Source organism: Agromyces humatus (genome assembly GCF_021228295.1).
GTDB classification, from domain to species: domain Bacteria; phylum Actinomycetota; class Actinomycetes; order Actinomycetales; family Microbacteriaceae; genus Agromyces; species Agromyces humatus.
Map to the genome: position 1 here is coordinate 166,581 of NZ_JAJQPD010000006.1, position 20,889 is coordinate 187,469.

Annotated in this window: 21 protein-coding genes; 12 read left to right on the forward strand and 9 right to left on the reverse strand. The window is 68.5% G+C overall.

Translation table 11 applies throughout. The annotated features are described in order from the left end of the window. Positions 1-127 precede the first annotated feature (127 nt). A complete protein-coding gene (locus LSF15_RS11840) occupies positions 128-760 on the reverse strand; it encodes a TetR/AcrR family transcriptional regulator (RefSeq protein ID WP_232498741.1) in 633 nt (210 codons plus the stop codon). A gap of 89 nt (positions 761-849) precedes the next feature. Between LSF15_RS11840 and LSF15_RS11845 the strand changes: the two genes are divergently transcribed. From LSF15_RS11845 to LSF15_RS11860, 4 genes are all read left to right on the forward strand, one after another. Beyond that, positions 850-1,602 carry an SDR family NAD(P)-dependent oxidoreductase gene (locus LSF15_RS11845; RefSeq protein WP_232498742.1) on the forward strand — a complete coding sequence of 251 codons (753 nt, stop codon included), beginning with the start codon at positions 850-852 and terminating at the stop codon, positions 1,600-1,602. A 67-nt stretch (positions 1,603-1,669) separates the two neighbouring features. Then, positions 1,670-2,575, forward strand: coding sequence for a TIGR03620 family F420-dependent LLM class oxidoreductase (locus tag LSF15_RS11850; RefSeq protein ID WP_232498743.1), 906 nt, complete (start codon positions 1,670-1,672; stop codon positions 2,573-2,575). A gap of 435 nt (positions 2,576-3,010) precedes the next feature. Next, positions 3,011-5,164, forward strand: a complete 2,154-nt coding sequence (locus LSF15_RS11855) for a glycosyltransferase (RefSeq protein ID WP_232498744.1) — start codon at positions 3,011-3,013, stop codon at positions 5,162-5,164. After that, positions 5,161-6,456, forward strand: a complete 1,296-nt coding sequence (locus tag LSF15_RS11860; RefSeq protein ID WP_232498745.1) for a nucleotide disphospho-sugar-binding domain-containing protein — start codon at positions 5,161-5,163, stop codon at positions 6,454-6,456. The genes LSF15_RS11855 and LSF15_RS11860 overlap by 4 nt, the downstream gene beginning before the upstream one ends. 16 nt (positions 6,457-6,472) lie before the next feature. Here LSF15_RS11860 and LSF15_RS11865 read toward each other — a convergent pair whose 3' ends face one another. The 7 genes from LSF15_RS11865 to LSF15_RS11895 form a co-directional block, all read right to left on the reverse strand. Continuing rightward, positions 6,473-7,180: a galactosyltransferase-related protein gene (locus tag LSF15_RS11865; protein ID WP_232498746.1), complete on the reverse strand. Its 708-nt coding sequence runs from the start codon at positions 7,178-7,180 to the stop codon at positions 6,473-6,475. A 10-nt stretch (positions 7,181-7,190) separates the two neighbouring features. Then, positions 7,191-7,757 carry a class F sortase gene (locus LSF15_RS11870; protein ID WP_232498747.1) on the reverse strand — a complete coding sequence of 189 codons (567 nt, stop codon included), beginning with the start codon at positions 7,755-7,757 and terminating at the stop codon, positions 7,191-7,193. Between the two features lie 274 nt (positions 7,758-8,031). Then, positions 8,032-8,898, reverse strand: coding sequence for a MurR/RpiR family transcriptional regulator (locus LSF15_RS11875; RefSeq protein WP_232498748.1), 867 nt, complete (start codon positions 8,896-8,898; stop codon positions 8,032-8,034). Beyond that, positions 8,888-10,162, reverse strand: coding sequence for a M20 family metallopeptidase (locus tag LSF15_RS11880; RefSeq protein WP_232498749.1), 1,275 nt, complete (start codon positions 10,160-10,162; stop codon positions 8,888-8,890). Before LSF15_RS11880 ends, LSF15_RS11875 begins: the two co-directional genes overlap by 11 nt. After that, a complete protein-coding gene (locus LSF15_RS11885) occupies positions 10,163-10,969 on the reverse strand; it encodes an amino acid ABC transporter ATP-binding protein (RefSeq protein WP_308188466.1) in 807 nt (268 codons plus the stop codon). It abuts the gene before it with no gap. Further along, on the reverse strand, positions 10,966-11,952 hold the full coding sequence (locus LSF15_RS11890; RefSeq protein WP_232498750.1) for an amino acid ABC transporter permease: 987 nt from the start codon (positions 11,950-11,952) through the stop codon (positions 10,966-10,968). The genes LSF15_RS11885 and LSF15_RS11890 overlap by 4 nt, the downstream gene beginning before the upstream one ends. Before the next feature lie 55 nt (positions 11,953-12,007). Further along, positions 12,008-12,976 carry an ABC transporter substrate-binding protein gene (locus tag LSF15_RS11895; protein WP_232498751.1) on the reverse strand — a complete coding sequence of 323 codons (969 nt, stop codon included), beginning with the start codon at positions 12,974-12,976 and terminating at the stop codon, positions 12,008-12,010. Positions 12,977-13,238: 262 nt separating this feature from the next. Between LSF15_RS11895 and LSF15_RS11900 the strand changes: the two genes are divergently transcribed. Beyond that, positions 13,239-14,540 (forward strand): cyanophycinase, encoded by a 1,302-nt coding sequence (locus tag LSF15_RS11900; protein WP_232498752.1) that lies wholly within the window; start codon positions 13,239-13,241, stop codon positions 14,538-14,540. A 56-nt stretch (positions 14,541-14,596) separates the two neighbouring features. Here the strand turns inward: LSF15_RS11900 and LSF15_RS11905 are convergent, their stop codons facing one another. Then, entirely contained in the window at positions 14,597-15,148 is a 552-nt protein-coding gene (locus LSF15_RS11905) for a MarR family winged helix-turn-helix transcriptional regulator (protein ID WP_232498753.1), read from the reverse strand. 81 nt (positions 15,149-15,229) lie between these two features. Between LSF15_RS11905 and idi the strand changes: the two genes are divergently transcribed. From idi to LSF15_RS11940, 7 genes are read left to right on the forward strand one after another with little or no spacing between them, the layout of a single operon-like run. Further along, complete coding sequence (gene idi, locus LSF15_RS11910) at positions 15,230-15,859, forward strand: isopentenyl-diphosphate Delta-isomerase (RefSeq protein ID WP_232498754.1); 630 nt, start codon at positions 15,230-15,232, stop codon at positions 15,857-15,859. Next, the gene (locus LSF15_RS11915) at positions 15,856-16,938 is read left to right on the forward strand and encodes a polyprenyl synthetase family protein (RefSeq protein ID WP_232498755.1); all 1,083 of its coding nucleotides are present in this window, start codon (positions 15,856-15,858) and stop codon (positions 16,936-16,938) included. The genes idi and LSF15_RS11915 overlap by 4 nt, the downstream gene beginning before the upstream one ends. Next, positions 16,935-17,819 carry a phytoene/squalene synthase family protein gene (locus LSF15_RS11920; protein WP_232498756.1) on the forward strand — a complete coding sequence of 295 codons (885 nt, stop codon included), beginning with the start codon at positions 16,935-16,937 and terminating at the stop codon, positions 17,817-17,819. The genes LSF15_RS11915 and LSF15_RS11920 overlap by 4 nt, the downstream gene beginning before the upstream one ends. Beyond that, positions 17,816-19,381 (forward strand): phytoene desaturase family protein, encoded by a 1,566-nt coding sequence (crtI, locus tag LSF15_RS11925; RefSeq protein ID WP_232498757.1) that lies wholly within the window; start codon positions 17,816-17,818, stop codon positions 19,379-19,381. Before LSF15_RS11920 ends, crtI begins: the two co-directional genes overlap by 4 nt. Next, complete coding sequence (locus LSF15_RS11930; protein WP_232498758.1) at positions 19,378-19,707, forward strand: lycopene cyclase domain-containing protein; 330 nt, start codon at positions 19,378-19,380, stop codon at positions 19,705-19,707. Before crtI ends, LSF15_RS11930 begins: the two co-directional genes overlap by 4 nt. Next, positions 19,704-20,009, forward strand: a complete 306-nt coding sequence (locus tag LSF15_RS11935) for a lycopene cyclase domain-containing protein (protein ID WP_232498759.1) — start codon at positions 19,704-19,706, stop codon at positions 20,007-20,009. Before LSF15_RS11930 ends, LSF15_RS11935 begins: the two co-directional genes overlap by 4 nt. Then, on the forward strand, positions 19,999-20,883 hold the full coding sequence (locus LSF15_RS11940) for a prenyltransferase (protein WP_232498760.1): 885 nt from the start codon (positions 19,999-20,001) through the stop codon (positions 20,881-20,883). Before LSF15_RS11935 ends, LSF15_RS11940 begins: the two co-directional genes overlap by 11 nt. Positions 20,884-20,889: the final 6 nt, after the last annotated feature.

Sequence of the window (20,889 nt, forward strand, 5' to 3'; positions counted from 1 at the left end):
TGTCAGGATTGGCAGGGAGAATCCGGAGAGGGGTCGTGGTCGACATCCGGATGCCACCGCGCGAAGCCCCTCGCGGAGCTCACGAGTCGGGAACGCGAAGTCCTCGCCGTCGAAAAGTCGCCAGCCGCTATGCGGCGGGCCCGCCAAGCCCGCCGATGGGGAACGCGCTCAAGGCGCGGTCGGCGACGCGCATCAAGTCCGCTGTGCTGGCGCCGGCCGCGGCTTGCACCGCGAGACCTGCGCTCACGGTCGAGAGGAACCTCGCCAGATCTCGCGGATCTTCTGCGTCCGCCAGGTCCCCCTCGTGGATGGCGCGCGACAGCCGCGCGGCCAATGCCGACTCACCCTCGGCGCGCTTGTCCCGAAGGAGCTTGACCACCCCTTGGTCTGCGGTGCGCCCCGCGAGGCCCGCCTGAATCGAGAGGCAGCCTCTCGGCCGATCCGGTGCCGTGATGGCGAACACGTTCTCGTGCAAGTAGTGGCGGGCGACCGCTGCAGCCGTCGGCTGCGCGATGGCCTCCCCGACGTAGGCCATGTCAACGCGGGCGTAGCGATCCAAGGCGTGCTCGAAGATCTGCTCCTTGTGGCCGAACGCGGCGTACAGGCTCGGCCGGTTCACGCCGGTCGCCGCAGTCAGATCGTCCAACGTCGTGCCGTCGTAGCCATGGCGCCAGAACACCTCGATCACGCGGTCGAGCGCCTCGTCGACGTCGAACTCGCGCGGCCTCCCGCGCTTCCCGTGCAGTCCCGTCGTGGTCATACCCCATTCAACAACATCCCTCTTCCGGGAATTTCTCGACACCGTCGCTGTTTATGTACTGTGCAGAACACAATTAGGGAGATCGAGAAATGACCGAGAAGATGACCACATTGCAGGGCAAGGCCGCACTGGTCACGGGAGCGTCGCGCGGGCTCGGAGCCGGCGTCGCGAGGGAACTCGCGCGACAGGGCGCCCGAGTGGCGATCACCTACCGCTCGTCGGCTGAGAGCGCCGAGGCACTGGTGTCGGAGATCCGCGCCGCCGGTGGCCACGCGGTGGCGATCCAGGCGGACCACGCGAGCCCCGAAGGCGCGAAGGAGGGCGTTCGCCGCGCCGCCGAAGCACTCGGGGCCTTGGACATCCTGGTGAACAACGCCGGCGGCGGCTGGTTCGAGCCGTTCCAGGAAACTTCCGACGAGCACATCGACGCGACGATCGACCTCAACGTGCGTGGCACCGTCTACGCAACGCAGGAAGCGCTGAATCACCTGCCCGATGGCGGACGCATCATCACCATCGGCAGCATCTCGGGTGCGAGCACCCGCTTCGTCGGCGGCACCATCTACGGGATGAGCAAGGCGGCACTCGTCGGATTCACGAAGGGCCTGGCACGAGACCTCGGCGGACGCGGCATCACCGCGAACGTCATCCAGCCCGGCCCGATCGACACCGACGGCAACCCGGCCAGCGGTCCTGCCGGCGAGTTCCTCGCAGGGCTCACGGCGCTCGGCCGATTCGGCACTCCCCAAGAGGTCGGCACGCTTGTGGCCTGGATCGCCAGCGACGAAGCTCGCTACATGACGGGATCAACCGTCACCATCGACGCCGGCTGGTCGGCCTAGACCACACTCGGGATGGGCGCACCTGCGCCCATCCCGGTGATGGTTCGCACAGAATCTGGAGCGTGTGATGGACAGGACAATCGGGATCGGGAACGTCGGCATCTGGAGCTTCGAGCTCCGAGGGAAGACCGGCGCAGAAACAGACACTGCGGCGGAACTCCATGAGCGCGGCTGGGGGGCACTCTGGATCGCCGGAGCGGGCGGGCCCGGCATCTGGGCCGACGCGGAACGCCTGCTCGCCGCAGGCACAGCCGCAAAGGTCGCACTGGGGGTGCTCAGCATCTGGTCTCCGGATGCTGCGGTCGCCTCGAGCGAGCGAGGGCGACTGACCGGGCTCTACGGAAACCGGTTGATCACCGGACTCGGCGTGAGCAACCCGAGGGCGGCCGCTGCGGCAGGGCGGAGCTTCGACACCCCTATCCGGGAGATGACCCGCTTCCTCGACGAGCTCGACGCAGAGGGCGACCCCATACCGTTCGACGAACGGATCCTCGGTGCACTCGGACCGAGAATGGTCGAACTGGCCGGAGCGCGAACCGGGGGCATCCACCCCTTCCTCGTGACACCGGAGTCGAACGCGCGGTATCGGTCGATCCTCGGGCCCACGAAGCTGATCGCCCCTCAGCAGGCAGTCATCCTCGAATCCGACCCCGAGAAGGCCCGCGCAATCGCCCGCCGAGGCATCGGCATGTTCTACACCTTCCCCAGCTACCAGCAGAACCTGAGACGGCTCGGGTTCACGGACGATGACTTCACACGCGGCGGCAGCAATCGGCTGATCGACGCAACCGTTGCATGGGGCGGTCTCGACGCCATCAGGCAACGAGTCGCCGATCACCTCGACGCGGGCGCGAATCACGTCGCGCTGCAGGTGCTCACCGAGCACGACGCCATGCCGTCGGCTGAATGGCGCCAACTCGGCGATGCGTTGCTCGCTTCGCCCTCATCCGGGACGAATTCGGCACGGGTGTGAACGAGAACGGGAAGCACGCACCTGTGCGCTGGAACGTTGTCGTTCCCGCGGCGCACCGATGTTCTCAGTCGGCTGTGTGTGCGCCGGGCGCCGGGCCCGTCGAACGACCGGCGCGGATTGTGCAGATCGTCGATCACCTCACCATTCCGCGCCACCACCGTGACCCGATCCTGGGACAACCCTCCGCCCGCCCGCCTCGGCCACCTCCGAGTGCCGTCCGTCCGCTGCAGCCGTGTCCAGCCCACATCGCCGCGGGCGTTCGGCGCGCCCGAGCGCACCGGCCGAGGAACGGCCTGGTCCGACTGCATCCGTTCCGCCCACCGGCCCGGAAGTAGTGGATGAAGGGAGCGTCATAAAGGGATGCCGCGAGGCGGATGCCTCCCGGTCGACCGGCGGGCACCTTCGACGGGCCGCGCGTCGATGAGGAGGGACAGCTTGGGAGTCCAGACCGCGCTTGATGCTGTGAAGGATGCCGCTGCGATCGTCGATGCGATGCGGCTCGCCGACGATCTCGCCTTCGAAGCCGGACGCGACCCGGGCGTCCACACGATCCGCGTCCTCGCGCAGGCTTTGCAGGGTGACGACGAACTCGCCGCAATCGCCGCCACGCACGCGCTCGCGGAGGTGTCCGACGGCGAGGCCGGCCGGACACTGGTCGGGCTGCTCTCCGACGACCGCGCCTTCCTGCGCGAGCACGCGGCGTGGGCGCTCGGAGCAGGCCCACCTCGGGCGGACGCCATGGGTGCACTGGTCGGCATGGTCGTCGGCGGCGGCTTCGCGGGCATGCTCGCGCAGCGGACGCTCGAGCAATGGTCGTCGACGACGGCCGAGCTCGTGGTCGGAGCCGAGGGTGCCCTGCTCGGCATCCTCGAGCCCGAAGCCCGCGCCCGCGTGGTCGAGACACTCGGACTCGTACGGCATTCGATCGCGACGGCACCGCTCATGCGCCTCGCGTCGGATGCCGCGGAGTCCGAGGTCGTTCGCATCGCCGCCGTGTCCGCGCTCGGCCAGCGGCCCGCGGATTCACGGCTCGCCGAGTTCCTCCGACCCCTCGCGGCCGGAGGCGGACTCCTCGGGGATGTCGCCGGGCTCGCCCTCATCGACCTGCGAGCTGCAGCGGCGCCGCCGGCGGATCGCCGCGAGGGCCTGAGCGTCGCCCAGCTCTTCCTGCACGCCGACATCGATCCCCTGCTGAGCTCCGCCGGATCCGGCGACAACGGCGGCATCGCCACGCTGTTGGTGCGGTTGGGCGACGCACTCATCCGCGACGTCGACACCGGAGTCGGACGAGTCCTCACCCTGTCCCGCGGCTCCGTGCGCGAGGCGACCGCGGATCTCGTCGCGATTCAGGATGGCGGCGCCGGGCACGTCTACGGGCGTATTCCGCTCCTTCGCGACGCCATGCCGTCGGCGGCTGCCTGGCCGCTCCGCGTCGTGACCCACCGCGGCATCCGGCGAATTCTGCGTGCCGCCGGCCGCGTCGACCTGCTGCATCTGCGCATGGCCGACGTCGGCAGCCTTGCCGCCGCGGACGTCGCACGCGAGTTGGGCATCCCAGTCGTATTCACCATGGCACCCGACCCCCACGCAGTCATCGAGTCGCTCGACCGATCCGGCGCGATGGGTCGGCACGACTTCGGACGTGTCGATGTCACGGAGCACTTCTGGTTCCGTACCCGACTGGTCCAGCGCCTCGCAGCCGATGCCGCACACACCGTGCTGTTCCCCAGGCCGCATCTGCAGGAGGACATGCGCCGACTCGTGGGCATCGACTTCACGGCCCGTGCCGAACGCCACACGACCGTTCCCGAGGGAGTCGATCTCACGACCATCGACGAGGCGGTCGCCGACGCCTCGGCGCATGCGCACGGCGATGCGCCGGTGCCGGCGCTGGCCGAGCTGCGTGCACTCGTCGAGCAACTGGCTCCCGACCGTCACGGGCTGCCGCTCATCGTCAGCCTCGGGCGACTCCACCGGGTCAAGGGGATGGCGACGCTCGTGGAGGCCTGGGCCCACCACCCGCTTCAGCGACGCGCGAATCTCCTCATCATCGGCGGCAACCTCGAACACCCCTCGCTCGATGAACGTCAGCAGCTCGACCTCATCGAGCGGAGCGTCCCGCCCGCCGAACGAGCCGAGGCCGGGTTGCTGCTGCCGGGCCATCGCGCGAACGACGTCGCGGCCCGATGGCTTGCCGCAGCTCGCCTGGGGATGCCGGGCGCCGTGGCGCCGGGCGGAGCCTACGCCTGTGCGAGCCTCAAGGAGGAGTTCGGGATCGCGCTGCTCGAGGCCATGGCGACCGGCCTGCTCGTCGTTGCGCCCGACGGGGGTGGTCCGGCCACCTACATCGAGAACCGCGTAACGGGCATCCTCACGGCGACGTGGGACGTCGAGTGCCTTCGCTCCGCGCTCGACGAGGCTCTGACCAGGGCCGGCGGCGAGGACGACGACGCGCGCGCCGACGTGGCACGGGCGATGGTGCGCGACCGCTTCACGATCCAGCGCATGTCCAGCGCTCTCGCGGAGGTCTATCGAGAAGTCGTACGCGACGAAGCCGCACTGCTCGAGCAGCTGGAGGCGGCACGATGACGATCCTCGTCATCAGCCCCGATTACGCCTCGCACCTGCTGCCCCTGGCCACCCTCGCCACGGCGTGGCAAGCACGCGGCGAGCGCGTGGTCGTCGCGAGTGGGCCTGCGACGGCGGAACTCGTGGCAGGGTTCGGCTTCGAGCGTTCGGATCTCCGTCTCGGCCGGGGCTCGAATCCGGGGGTGATCGCAGCGGAGGACCAACCCCGCGACGAGGGCGACTCGCTGCGAGGATTCTTCGAGGCAACCCGGCGCGGCGCAGTGCCGACCCTCGAGTTTCAGGCCGCCGAGCGGCTGGTCGACCTCATGTGGGATCCGGCGGTGTCTGCCCGGAACACCCTGCGGATCGTCGAACGCGTCTCCCCCGACCGGATCCTCGTCGACCACCTGGCGTTCAGCGCCCGCCTGGGGCTCGACTCCGACGGCATCCCCTACGGCGACGTCGTGCTCGGACATCCGACGACGCTGCCGGTCGGCGATGAGGTCTACGGGTCACCACCCGTGTGGCCGTCGGCATTCCGCGCCGAGCCCCGCGAACTCGCCGAGCTGCGCCGGCTCTGCGAGCGGGTCACGAGTGGCTTCACCGCCGAATGGAACCGCGTGGGCCGCGAGCTCCACGCCGGGTTCCGGACCACACGCGATGCGTTCGCCGAGCACGGCGCGCTGGTGCTGTACAACTACCCCGACGAGCTGGTCGACCACGAGCGTCGACCGCTCCTGCCGCCGCATCGCTTCCTGGGCTCGACGCTGCGGGCCGAACCGGTCGATCCAGCGATCGAGGCGTGGATCCTCGGAGCAGGCCGATTCGCCTACGTCAGCTTCGGCAGCTTTCTCTCGGTGCGCGGCGATGTGCTGCGCCGGGTCGTCGACGCGGCCAAGTCACTCGGCGTGCGCCTGGCGCTCGCGAGCGGGGCGACCGATCCCGCGCAGCTGGGTGACCTGCCGCCGGACTGGCTCGTCCGCCGCTACCTGCCCCAGGTTCGCCTCCTGAGCGACGCTACCGCGGTGGTCACTCACGGCGGCAACAACTCGGTCACCGAGGCCGTCGGATCGGGAGTCCCACTCGTCATCCTGCCGTTCTCGACCGACCAGTTCGCCGGCGCCGCCGCGGTGGAGCGAAGCGGGTTCGGCGTCGTCCTCGATCCCAACGCCGCCTCGGTGCACGAGCTCGCGGTGAGTCTCGCCGCGGTCATGACGCTGGACGGCGAAGCCAGGACCCGTCTGGATGCCGTCGCGGCCCGTCAGGCGGCGCGACCGGGGCCAGAGCTCGCGTTCGACGCCCTGAGCGCCTGACTCCCGCGCTGCGACATCACGGATTCAGCGGATCAGAGCTGATCGAACGGTGAGCTCGGGCCACCTGGCCCTCGACCACGAGGCGCTCCATCGCCTCCCGGTCGCCAGCTGCGTTCAGATATCGCTGCATGAGCTTGGCATTGCGGTCATAGTCCGGGCCGGTCCGTGCCTCGACAGCGTGATGCAGCGCGTACACGCGGCCGTCGTGTCGCTGCGGTGGCGCGCCGAGGAGCGTCTCATGCGCGACGTACCATGCCTTGTCTTCGAAGCCCCAACCTCGGAAGCGTTCATCCTGGCCACCGTGGGCTTGCCAGCTCCGCCTCGTCGTGACATACACGCCGGAACACGCGCCAGGCACCAACTCGTAGTCGCAGTCGGCCGGCGACACGCCCTCGGCGAACTGGGCCGAACCGTCCGGACCCAGCCACCTATAGGCCGTATAGGGCAATTGCACCCGTCCGCTGCGAGCAGCTGCAGCGACCGCGGCGCGCACCGGTCCGGGTTCGGGAAACGTATCCGCATCACTGATCACGACCACTTCGTCATCATCCGCACTCGCCACCCCGAGGTTTCGCGTGCGGGCCAACGCGAACACCTCGTCGTCGGTGTCACACGTCACGATGCGGAACTCGGGCAGCATCCGCCGATACCACTCGAACACCCGCTCGAACGCCTCCACCCGCGAGGGCGCCGGTCGCCACGGAATGACGATGAGGCTTCTCATGTCGACGACTTCACCCGACCCTCGTCGCCGTGAGCACCAGGTTGCTGAGATAGCGGCGATTCTCGTAGTCGAACTCCCCACCGCACGTCACGAGCGTGAGCCGCGGAGGGCCGGAACGATCGAACGCGGCAGCCCAGTCCACGTCGGCCTTGTGCCGGACCTCGACGAGCTCGACCGCGTAGGGATGACGCGTGCCCGCGGCATCCGTCACGAACACCTGCATCCCGGCGACGGCGTCCTTGAGCCGCGCGAACGGGAGCAGGTTGTACTCCAGGGAGTCGACGTGGGCGGCGATCACCGTCGAACCGGTCTCGCTGGCAGGTGCGGGCCCCCACCGGTACCATGCGGCGACCGATGGATCCTCGATCAGTCCCATGCGTCCCTGCCCGTCGAGCTCGACGGGCTGCACGGTGACATCGATGCCGAGGTCGGGGATCTCCACCCGGTCGGGTGCGGGCGGCGCCACGGTGCGGTTGTCCTCGAGCGCCGCTGACCTGCGCGGCACTGCAGGAGCCCTCTCGGTCGGGGTGGGCTCGATCGCCGGCGGCGATTCCATCGCCCGTGCGGTCTGCGCCACCGGCGAATCCTGTGGCGTCATGCACGCGCACAGCGCGAACAGCACCGCAGAGGCTGCGACGAGGGACCCCATCACCCTCGACGCGGCCATGACCGGGCCCTCAGTCTTCAGTGCCGGTCCTCCGTTCGCCTTCGAGTCTGCCGTGGCACGTCGGCCACCTGCCTTCATCACGTTGTTCCGTCGCTCCGACGGCTTCGGATGCACCTGCGCGAGATCTTCTCCGCACGCACGCATGCAGCGAGGGCGTGCCCACGACGACATCCGAAGGGTTGGATCAGAAGAGCCCGAGCTCCTGTGCGTCGCGCTCGGTGTGTCGCATGCGCTGGGTTGCCGACTCGCCGAGCTGGTCGAAGCAGGAAGCGATCACGGCCTCGACGACCGCCATCGCAGGGGTCATCGCGTCGAACGGAGACGCGGAATCCGTCGCACTGGGGAGGACGACCGACGCGACGGACGCGACGGGCGACATCCAGTTGTCAGTGAAGAGGACCACCCTGGCGTGCCGCGCAGCGGCGAACTCGGCGAGCAACCGCGTCGGCTCCTCGTAGCGACGGAAGTCGAAGAGCACGAGGACGTCGCGACGAGTGAGCGTGCCCAGCTCCGCGGCCCTGCTACTCGTCTCGTCGGGAAGCATCGCGGCTCCTGGCCGCATCGCGCGCAGATGAAGCTCCAAGAACCTTGCCAGGAGCTGGCTGTAACGACCGCCCGCCAGCCTGATCTGCGCCTTGTGGTCGGTCAGCGCCTCCACGCACGCATGCAGATCGTGCGGGGAGATGGTCGCGAACGTGCGCTCGACCGACCCCACTGCGATCGCAGCGGCTTCTTCGAGCGCGGTCGGCGAGCGGGTTTCGGCGGCACGGTCATAGATCGCCAGCGGTGACGCCGAGCGCTGATCGAGGTCGTCACGGAGGGCTTGCTGGAACTCGGGGAAGCCGCGGTAGCCGAGCCGCGTCGCGAACCGCACCACGGTGGGTCCACTGACGCCGGCTCGCGAGGCGAGTCGTGCAACGGTCTCGAACCCGGCGGAGGGATAGGCGTTGAGCAGTGCTCGACCCACCTTGCGTTCGGCCGGCGTGAGTTCGCCCATGCGTGACCGAATTGCCTCGGCGACCGACGCCTGCGCCCGGGCTTCACTCGTCATCGTCGGATCCTCTCACGAGATCCCATCGCAGCGCAGTGGCGGGATCGGCCAAGTCCGCGATCAGGGCCGCCAGCAGCGCCACGCGGCTGGGCACGCTCTCGAGATCAAGCCATTCCGCCGCGCTGTGGTCGTCTCCCCCGATTGGTCCGAGACCGTCGAGCGTGGGCACGCCGCAGGCCGCGACGAAGTTCGCGTCCGATGCGCCGCCGGTCGCACTGGCGCGGACCTCGAACCCCAGACGGTCGGCAATCGACGAGGCGGCGGCGGCGAGGCGTGCAGTAGCGGCGCTCTCGAGCGGCGGACAGACGTCATGTCGGGTCGTGCGGATCGTCGTGCCGGGAACCTTGACCTTCGCCGCACGTTCGTCGATGTCGGCGAATACGGCCTCGAGGTCGTCGAGGCGTGCGGCGCGAACCTCGAGGCTCAGCTCTGCGAAGTCGGGAACGATGTTCGGGCGGGTCCCCGCGGCGACCGTGCCGACGTTCACCGTCACGTCGGGGCGGCTGCCGTTGAGTTCCAGCAGGTCGAGCACGAGGTGCGCCGCCTCCGCCGCTGCGTTCGCCCCACGTTCGGGTTCGATCCCGGAATGCGCGGCTCGACCCGTGATCTCCACACGGATATCCGCGATGCCCTTCCGCGCCGACACGAGGTCGCCGTTCTCGCGTGCGCACTCGAGCGACAGCGCGAAATCCGATTCCCTCGCCAACGCTGCGAGATGACTGCGACTGGCCGGCGAGCCCACCTCTTCGTCAGGCGTGAGCGCGATGACGAGCTCACCGTACCCGCGCAGACCGCAGGCGTCGAGCGCTCGCGCCGCAGCGATGCCTGCCAGCAGGCCGCCCTTGTCGTCGCTCACGCCGGGCCCGTACGCGCGGCCTCCCGACTCACGGTACGGCCGCCGAGCTGCTTCCCCCGTTGGGAACACCGTGTCCATATGCGCGAAGAGCAGCACCCGTTCTGTTCCGTTTCCGTGACGCCGCGCCACAACGACGTCTCCGTACGACGTCCCGCCGACGGGCTCCGTGCGGAGGCGGGAGACTGAGAATCCATCGCCGGCGAGCCGAGCCGCGCACCAGTCGGCGACGCGGTTCACGCCATCGGCGTCGGTGCTCCCCGAGTCGATCGACACCAGCTCCGCGAGGTCGGCCCGGTACTGGGCGGTCGCAGCCTGGGCGGCCGCGCGAAGCAGCGACGGCGACCACGAAGGTGCCGCGGGCCACGAGGGCGAGTCCACATGCTCGGCCCGACGAAGATCCAGGCGCACTCAGAGCACCTTCGACAGGAACGAACGTGTGCGCTCCTCCGCCGGATGCATGAGCACCTGCCGTGGATCGCCCTGCTCGACGACGACACCGCCGTCCATGAAGACCGCGACGTCAGCGACCTCTCGAGCGAACCCGATCTCGTGCGTGACGACGATCATCGTCATGCCGTTCTCGGCGAGTGCGCGCATGACGTCGAGCACGTCGCCGACCAGCTCGGGGTCGAGCGCAGACGTCGGCTCGTCGAAGAGCATCACCTCGGGCGACATGGCGAGCGCGCGCGCGATCGCCACCCGCTGCTGCTGGCCTCCTGACAGCTGGGCAGGATACGTCTCTGCCTTGTCGGCCAGGCCGACCTGGCCCAGCAGGTCGATCGCCTCCCGTCGGGCGTCGGCGTTCGATCGTCGGGCAACCTGGGTCGGCGCCTCCATCACGTTCTCGAGCGCGGTCATGTGCGGAAAGAGGTTGAATCGCTGGAACACCATTCCGACCTTGCGGCGCTGGGTCGCGACCTCCTTCTCGCGGAGCTCGGAGAGGCGGCCGTTCTTCTCGCGGTAGCCGACGGTCTCTCCGGCGACGCGGATCATGCCCGCGTCGACCTTCTCGAGGTGGTTGATGCAACGCAGGAGTGTCGACTTGCCGGATCCCGACGGACCGAGCAGGCACACCACCTGGCCCCGCTCGACTGACATGGTGACCCCGTTCAGCACCTCGAGGCTGCCGAAGCGCTTGTGCACCTCGATCGCTTCGACCATCGGTTGGTGGGGCGTGGCCGCGGCGGGTGCGGCCTGGGGAACGACGGCGGTCATGATGCCGACTCCTTCTTGGACGAGCGAGCGGGCATGGTGATGCTCTGCGTGAGGGTCGAGACGCGCGAGCCGATCGTGGTGCGCGCGCCCGTGAACCCGCGGCCGTAGCGCCGCTCCAGCCACATCTGCGGGATGGACAGGATCGATGTGAGCGCCAGGTACCAGATCGCCGCAACGATCAGCAATGGGATGATCTTGTAGTTCTGGGTGTATGCCTCTCGGATGTTGGACATGAGGTCGTCGCCGGCGACGATGGCAACGAGGGACGTGCTCTTCAGCATCGTGATTGTCTCGTTGCCCATCGGCGGGATGATCACCCGCATCGCCTGGGGCAGCACGATGCGGCGCAGGGTCTTCGCCGGCGACATCCCGAGCGAGTGCGCAGCCTCCGTCTGGCCCTGGTCCACAGACTGGATGCCGGCTCGCACGATCTCGGCGGCGTAGGCCATCTCGTTCAGGCCGAGCGCCAGAAGGGCCGCGACGGTGGCGGGGATCAGCTGGCTCGTCTCGAACGACCAGAACTCGACGCTGGTGAAGGGGATGCCCACGACGATCTTCGGAATGAACGCTCCGATGAAGCCCCAGAAGATGAGCTGCAGCAACAGCGGCGTGCCCCGGAATACCCAGATGAACAACATCGCCGCGACCGACAGCACCGGATTCGGCGACAGCCGCATGACGGCCACGACGATGCCGCCGAACACGCCGGCGATCATCGATGCGGCGGTGAGCCAGACGGTGATGATGACGCCGTTGAGCGTCAAGGGCTTGAAGAGGTACTCGCCGACCGTCGGCAGATCGAGGTTCGGGTTCTGCAGGATGGAAGCGGCAGACCCGATGAAGACCAGGAGCACGAGGATCGCGGCGATCCAGCGCCCTGGATGACGGAGGGGAACGGCTTCGATGGGGCCCTGCCGATCGGCGCGGCCGGAGCGTTGGGACTCGAGCGACGCCGTTGTGGGTGACGGCTGCGTTGCGGTCATGAGTGTCGCCTTCGGTTGGAGCGTTTCGGATACGCGGGGTGCGAACCGGGTGGGGTCAGGCCGCGGCGCCGTTGATGGTGGCCTCGTCGATGCCGATCCCGGTCACGCCGTACTGATCGAGGATGGCTTCGTACGAGCCATCGTCGATGAGCGACTGGAGTGCCCTCTGGATCGCCTGTGCGAATTCGGTGTTCTCCTTCAGCACGCCGATGCCATTGAGCGTGGCGTCATAGCCGTTCGGGGCCTCCGCGTCCTCCACTACCTCGAAGGTCGCGCCGTCGTTCGTGGTCTTCGCGACATAGCCGGCGCTCGGCTTCGTCAGGAGCGACGCGATGGCTTTGCCGCTCGTGATCGCGAGTTGGGCGTCGGCATCCGACGGGAATTCCGCGAGCTTGATCGCCTCGAGGCCCTCGGCCTCGCACTCGGCTTGCCAGGCATTGTTCACGAGGTCGACTTGGCTCGTTGCACCTTGCACCGCGACCTCCTTGCCACACAGGTCGAGGTAGTTGACGACGTTCTCGGGGTTTCCCGCCTTGACGAGGATGCCGGTGCCCGACGCCGAGTAGTCGACGAACGTGAGTACCTCCATACGCTCCACGGACGAGGTCATCGCCGTGATGGTGACGTCGAAGTTGCCGGCCTGAAGGGCGGGGATGATGCCGTCGAACGCCTGCTGCTCGAACTCGAAGTCGATACCGAGCTTCGCTCCGATGGCACGACCGAGGTCGACGTCTACACCGGTGAGCTCATCGGAACCCTCCTCGGTGAACATCTCGAATGGGGCGTACGGGGCATCCGTCGCCACCTTGACGATGCCGGCGTCGGCGATGTCCGAGGGCACGAGCGCCGCCGCGGCGTCGTCGACGGCGATCTCGACCCCGGCGATCGTCACGGTGTCCGATGGCGCGGGCTCATCGCCCGCGACATTGGAGGCGCATCCGGTGGCGAGGAGGGCGGTGGCCGATGCAAGCGACACCACCGCGACGATGCGGCGGGCGAACGGAGATTCGGAACGTGGTGACATGGGAGGCCCTTCGTGAGTGGTCATGGGGTGATGCTCGTGGTCGAGTATGAAACATATGTTTCAGAATTGCTAGATGTTTACCGTTCTGTAACATGACGGAGGTCCGGGTCGCTCACTCCTCGTCGGCGAGCACGTTGAATCGGCCGCCGCCCCATCGCTCGATTCGACGCGGCTCCGTAACGGACGTTACTTGTTTCGCTCTTGGATGGCTTGCTGTAACGTCTGGGCCAATCCCGCATCTCGCGGGTCTCGAAGGAGTGACATGAAACGCAGGATTGCCCCCGCTCTCGCTACCGGACTGGCCCTCTGGCTGATCTGCGGCTCGGTCCCGGCCCACGCGCAGCAGGCGGCCGCCCAGCCCTCGTCTCGCGACAGCGCTGGGTCGTTGGTGCTGATCGGTGGGAAGCTGTCCGAGAACGCGACGATCCTGTCGAAGATCGTCGAGCTCGCCGACCCCGACGGGGTGGGTCCCGTGGGACCCCGCATCGCCATCATCACCGCCGCCGCGGCACCGGCGACGACGTCGGAAGAGGGCACCGACCCGAACGAGAACAACGCGCAGGCCAACGGGCTGTACTACGCCGACCTGTTCGCGCAGTTCGGCGCCGAAACGTATCTCGTGCCGATCGACGAGGCGGTCGACTTCGAGGGCGACCCCTACGTTCCCGCCAACGCGCAGCGCGACGACGTCGCCGACGAGATCCGCGCCTCGACGGGCGTGTTCCTCGGCGGTGGCGATCAGATGCGCTACATCCGCTCGCTCCTCGAGTGCGACGGCGGGCAGGCGAACGAAGCGTACCGCCGGTGCTCCGACACCCCAGTGCTCTCCGCGGTGCGCGACGTTCTCGACCACGATGGCGTCGTCGCCGGCGTGAGCGCCGGGCTCACCATCCAGCAGAGCGCCGACATGGTCACGGGCGGCGAGTCGTACCAGGGCTGGCGCGACGGCTCATCCAAGGGATACCTCGACGATGCCACCGCGCTCGCCTCGATCCCCTACGGCGGCTTCGGCTTCTTCGACGAGGCGCTGCTGGACAGCCACTTCGGCACCTGGGGGCGTCAGGCCCGTATGATCAGGCTCGCCGCCGACACCGGCAATCCACGGATCCTGGGTGTCGATGAGACGACGGCGCTCGTCTACGACCGATCCGCGCGCACGGGCGGGGTGATCGGCGAGGGCGGTGCGTCGATCATCGACGTCGATCGCCGCGACGTCCGTGGCCAGACGGCCCAGGACGTGCGCTGGACGCGCCTCGTCGCCGGCGATGCCTACGACTTCGGGCGCGGGCGCGCCCTGCCGGGCACCGAGCGCACGAACACGGTCGGCACCGGCGCAGCACCGTCGGAGGTCGCGGACATCTGGGACTCCATCGACGGAGCAGGCAATTCGGGCACGCTCACCGAACTCGGTCTGGCACTCGTGACTTCGTCGGGCAGCGTCGCCTCCGGTGTCACCTTCGAGGGCGGCCCAACCTTCCGCACCACGCTGACCCGCGATCGGCACACGAGTTGGTGGCCGTCAGGCGGATTCGAACAGCTGCGAATGGATATCGCGGCGGAGTGAGCCGCTCGGTGTCGGCTACGCCGCGTGGGCGGAGCCGACACCGCCCCGCACCCGCCTCACGCCGAATCGGCCTCGGTGGCCGTCAACGCGTCGAGAAATCGGATCACGACCTCGCGCTCATCGGGTGACAGCGCGGCAGCAGCGGCGAACCGACGGGCATGCTGCCGACCCACCGATTCGCGGGCGACGATGCCCGTGTCATCCGACACCGAGATGACGAGCGCCCGGCGATCGGTAGGATGTGGCGCGCGCACGACGTGACCTCCGCGCTCGAGTCGGTCGAGGAGTTTCGTCGTTGATGCGCTCGAGATCCCGAGGAAGTCGGCGAGCTGGCCGGGCGTCACGCTCTTGTCCTGGTTGCGCGCCGCGATGAGGAACCGCACGGCGCGCATGTCGGTGGCATTCAACTTCATGTATCGCCGTGATGCCTCGGCCATGCGCCGGTCGGTCTCATGCCAGGCGCGCAGACTCTGCATCACGCGAACCACCTGGTCGATGTCGACGTCGTCGAGCCCATCCCTGCTCACGAGTTGCTCGTCGCGATCGGAGAGGCGAACGTCGAGCATCGCCTCAGCGATGTCGCGCCACGCGTCCCGCTCGCCTGTCATGGATTGATTCTAGCCATAGTACGATGTTTCTCGCTAAGCTAATTACTAGCAAAGTACGTTGACAACGACAAGGAGCATGCCATGACATCGAGCGAGATCGAGGAGGTAGTGCTCCTCGACGCCCAAGACCGACCCGTCGGCCGTGCACCGAAATCAAGCGTGCACGGCGCCGACACTGCCCGCCACCTCGCCTTCTCGTGCCACGTATTCAACGAGCACGGTCACCTCCTGGTGACGCGCCGGGCTCTCACGAAGCAGGCGTGGCCGGGTGTGTGGACGAACTCATTCTGCGGACATCCAGCGCCCGCAGAGACCCTCGTGCATGCGATCCGCCGTCGCGGAGAGTTCGAACTCGGTCTCGAACTCACTGACATCGATCCGGTGCTGCCGTTCTTCCACTACCGGGCGACCGACGCCTCGGGCGTGGTCGAGAACGAACTCTGCCCGGTCTACACGGCGCGCACGAGCTCGACGCCGGTGCCGCACCCCGGTGAGGTCATGGAGTGCTGGTGGGTCGATCCGGCCGATCTGGCCGACGCGATCCGAACTGCGCCGTGGGCGTTCTCCCCCTGGCTGGTGCTCCAGGCTCACCTGCTGCCGTTCCTCGGCGGGACGCTCGACCGAGCGCAGGGTGGCGCGCGCATGGGCGCCCCGGGCTCAGATCGCGACGAGGGCGGAGCGCGCGAAGAACACGGAGCCCTGGCCTCATGATCGGTACGACCCTCGATCACGCAGTCGATGGCCGTGTAGGTGTGGTCGCTGCGTACTTGGATGCGTTCTTCGATGAGCGCATCGACCGGGCCGCATCGCTCGGGGACGACTACGGTCGGCTTTGGTCCGCCGCACGCGATGCCGCTGCGGGCGGCAAGCGCATCCGGCCGGCGCTCCTGCTCGCCGCGAGCGAGGCGTTCGCGCGAGTCGGCGTGCCCAATGCGTCGCAGGCGGCAGCGGTGCCCCTCGCCGCGGCGTTCGAACTCCTGCATACGGCATTCCTCATGCACGACGACGTGATCGACCACGACTTGGTGCGGCGCGGCGTTCCCAACCTGGGAGGCCGATTCGCGCTCGACGGCGAGGCACGGGGACTCTCGACCGAGCGGGCGAAGGAGTATGGCGAGGCATCCGCCATTCTTGCCGGCGACCTGCTGATCAGCGCTGCGTTCCGGCTCGTCGCGGGTTTCGAGGCACCGGCCGACGTACGTCACCGACTCGTATCGATCGTTGATGAGTGCGTCTTCCTTGCTGCCGCCGGCGAGCACGACGACGTACGCCAGGCGACCGGGGCAGCGCCCGGCGAAAACGACATCCTGACGATGATCGAACACAAGACGGCGTCATACTCGTTCAGCGCACCCCTTCAGGCCGGAGCGGTGATCGGTGGAGCCTCGCCCGAAGCCATCGATCGCCTCGGCGAGATCGGCCGCCACATGGGTGTCGTCTTCCAATTGCGCGACGACGTGCTGGGCGTCTTCGGCACCGCCTCGGTCACAGGCAAGTCCGTGCTCGGCGACCTTCGCGAAGGCAAGGAGACCCTCCTGATCGCCTATGCGCGCGGCCACACCGCCTGGGAGCGCGTGTCAGCCTCGTTCGGTCAACCCGGCCTCGACGAGCCAGACGCCGGGCGCCTGCGCGCGGCGATCGAGGCGAGCGGCGCCCGGGCGCGCGTCGAGCGACTCATCGAAGCACGCCGCGACGACGCCTTGCGCGCCCTCACGACACCCCTCCTGCCCGCTTCGCTCCGCGACGAGCTCACCCTCACGGTGCACGACTCCGTCGAGCGTGAGCGATGAGCCGGCACGTGCACGGACTCGCCCTCTACGACCGCGCAGCGCGGCGCGGCGCGGCACAGGTGATCTCCCAGTACTCGACATCGTTCGGGCTCGCGAGCCGGCTCTGCTCTCCAGCCGTGCGCGTGCACGTCGCGGACATCTATGCCTTGGTCCGCATCGCCGATGAGATCGTCGACGGACCGGCCGAGGAGGCCGGACTCGATGCGACGACGCGCCGTCGCCTGCTCGACGCACTCGAGGCGGAGACCGAGCAGGCGATGGTGCACGGATACAGTGCGAACCTCGTCGTCCACGCCTTCGCCCGAACCGCGCGCGCCACTGACTTCGGATCCGAGTTGACCCGACCCTTCTTCGCGTCGATGCGCCGCGACCTCGACCCGGTCGAGTTCGACGATGCCGAGCTGCGGGAGTACATCTACGGTTCTGCCGAGGTCGTCGGCCTCATGTGCCTGCGCGCGTTCGTGCAGGGCCTGCCCGACGACCCGGTGCGAGATCAGCGCTGGGAGGCGGGCGCCCGTCACCTCGGCTCCGCGTTTCAGAAGATCAACTTCCTCCGCGATCTCGGTGAGGATTACGACACCCGCGGGCGGCGATACTTCCCCGGAATCGATCCCGGCACGCTGAGCGAGCATGACAAGAACCGCCTGCTCGACGACATCGATCGCGACCTCGCGATCGCGGGCGAGGTGATCCCCGAGTTGCCGAACGGGTGCCGGCGCGCCGTCGCCGTCGCGCACGCGCTGTTCTCCGCGCTCGCGGCGCGGATCCGCCGCACCCCGGCGGAGTCGCTGCTCACCACCCGCGTCAGCGTCCCAGCCGCACGCAAGGCGATGCTGTTGCTGCACGCGACCACCGTGCGCGGGCGAGGAGCGGTGGCATGAGCCGGATCGCGGTGATCGGCGCGGGAATCGCGGGACTCGCGACCGCCGCCCTGCTCGGCCGTGATGGGCACGACGTCACCGTCTACGAGGCGAACGACGAGATCGGCGGCCGCGCCGGACGCTGGGATGCGGCGGGATTCCGCTTCGACACCGGTCCGTCGTGGTTCCTCATGCCCGAGGTGTTCGAGCACTTCTTCAGGCTCATGGGCACGACCTCCGCCGACCAGCTCGACCTCACGCGACTCGATCCCGGGTACCGCGTCTACTTCGAGGGCCGCGAAGACCCGATCGACCTGTACGCCGATCGTTCGCGATCGGTGGCGGTGTTCGAGGCGATCGAGCCCGGCGCCGGCGGTGCGCTCGAGCGGCACCTCGACTCCGCAGCCGAGACCACGCGACTCGCGCTCGACCACTTCCTCTACAACGACTTCTCGGCTCCGAGCACGCTGCTGGCACCTGCGGTGCTGCGCCGTGCCGGCCGGCTCGGCCGGCTCCTGTTCCAGCCACTCGACCGTTTCATCGCCGGCCGATTCCGCGACGCGCGGCTTCGAAAGATACTCGGCTACCCTGCGGTGTTCCTCGGCACATCGCCGTCGGCAGCGCCCAGCATGTATCACCTCATGAGCCACTTCGACCTCGAAGACGGCGTGTTGTATCCCCAGGGCGGATTCCGCGAGCTGATCGACAGCGTCGCACGTCTCGCACGTGCGAGCGGCGCGCAGATCGTCACCGGTGCCCGGGTTACCGGCATCCGTGTCGAGCATCGCACCGCGCGCGGCATCCGGTATCTCGATGGAGCCGGTGTCGAGCACGCGGTCGAAGCAGACGTCGTCGTCTCCGCCGCCGACGTGCACCACACCGAGACGGCATTGCTGCCGGCAGCATCGAGGAGCCGATCGGATGCCTCGTGGGCACGCGCCGACCCCGGACCGGGCGCCGTACTCGTCATGCTCGGCATTCGCGGCGAGCTGCCCGACCTGCTGCACCACACGCTCTTCTTCACCGAGGACTGGGAGCTGAACTTCGATCGCATCTTCGGATCCGAACCCTCGGTGCCCGACCCCGCGTCGCTCTACGTCTGCAAGCCGAGCGCGAGCGACGCCGGCGTCGCACCGCTCGGGCACGAGAACCTCTTCGTGCTCGTTCCGGTGCCCGCGGACCCGTCGATCGGCCGCGGCGGCATCGACGGTGCCGGCGACCGCGTCGTCGAGCAGGTCGCGGATGCCGCGATCGCACAGATCTCATCGTGGGCCGGGATTCCCGACCTCGCATCCCGGGTCGTGGTTCGCCGCACAGTGGGCCCCAGCGACTTCGAGACGGACTTCAACTCGTGGTGCGGCTCGGCACTCGGGCCAGGGCACGTGCTGAGGCAGAGCGCGTTCCTCCGCGGCCGCACGGCCTCGAGCACGGTCAACAGACTGTACTTCGCCGGCGCGACGACGGTGCCGGGCATCGGCCTGCCGATGTGCCTCATCAGCGCCGAACTCGTGGCCAAGGCGCTCCGCGGCGACCGGCGTGCGGGCCCGATCCCCGAGCCGGTCGCCGGGCAGGTTCGCGCATGACCTACCTGTACCTCGGCCTGCTGCTCGCAGCGATCGCCTGCATGGTGCTCCTCGACCTCCGGTTCCGGCTCGTCTTCTGGTCGGCAGGCCTGCGGGCGGGCATCGTGCTCGCCGCGGGCGTCGCCTTCTTCCTGATCTGGGATCTCCTCGGCATCGGCCTCGGCATCTTCTTCCGCGCCGAGAACTCGGTGAGCACGGGCATCCTGCTCGCCCCCGAACTCCCGCTCGAGGAGCTCGTGTTCCTCACGTTCCTCTGCTACCTGACGCTCGTGCTGTATACCGGCACGCTCCGCGTCGTCGCAGCACGGAAGGTGGAACGCCGGTGACCTACCTGCTGCTCTCCGCCGTGTTCCTCGCGCTCGCCGCGATCGTGGCGGCCGTCGCATGGCGGAACGCACCTCCCGGGCACCTCATCGCGACCGCCGTCACCGTCACGACGCTCATCGTGCTCACCGCGGTGTTCGACACCGTGATGATCGCCACCGGCCTGTTCGCGTACGCGGATGAGCACATCTCCGGCGTACGAATCGGGCTCGCGCCGGTCGAGGACTTCGCGTATCCGATCGCCGGAGTACTGCTGCTCACCGGACTGTGGACACTCATGACGAGGCAACGAGATGCCGACTGAGACGCGGCGGGGCGTCATCGCCGACCTCATCACGGCGTCACGGCCGCTCAGCTGGGTGAATACGGCGTTCCCGTTCGCGGCGGCGTACCTGCTCACCACCCGCGAGGTCGACCTCACGTTCATCGTGGGCGCGTTGTTCTTCCTCGTCCCGTACAACCTCGCGATGTACGGCGTGAACGACGTCTTCGATTACGCCTCGGATGCCGCGAACCCGCGCAAGGGCGGAGCCGAGGGTGCACTCCTCGTGCCGGCCAGGCACCGCATCACGATCATCGCCGCGATCGTGCTGTGCCTCCCGTTCGTCATCGCACTGGTGGCAGTCGGCGATCCGGCCTCTTGGGCGGTGCTCGCGGTGAGCCTCTTCGCGGTCGCCGCCTATTCGGTGCCCGGCCTTCGCTTCAAGGAGATCCCGTTCCTCGACTCACTGACGTCGAGCGTGCACTTCGTGAGCCCGGCGGTCTACGGGCTGGTGCTCGCGGGCGCGGCATTCACGCCGCAATCGGTCGCACTCCTCCTCGCGTTCCTCGCATGGGGCATCGCGAGCCATGCGTTCGGTGCGGTGCAGGACATCGTGCCCGACCGCGAGGCCGGCATCGCCTCGATCGCCACTGTGCTCGGCGCTGCTCGTACGGTGCGGTTCGCGATCGTCATGTGGGCGGCCGCGGGTCTCTTGACGCTCGCGACCTCGTGGCCCGGCCCGCTCGCGGCGGTGCTCGTGCTGCCGTACATCGCGACGGCGGCGCCGTTCGTGAGGCTCGACGATGCGGACTCGGGCAACGCGAACGCCGGGTGGAAGCGCTTCCTCGCGATCAACTACGTTGTGGGATTTCTCGTCACGATGCTGCTGATCTGGTACGCGGCCATCACCGCGTGAACGGCC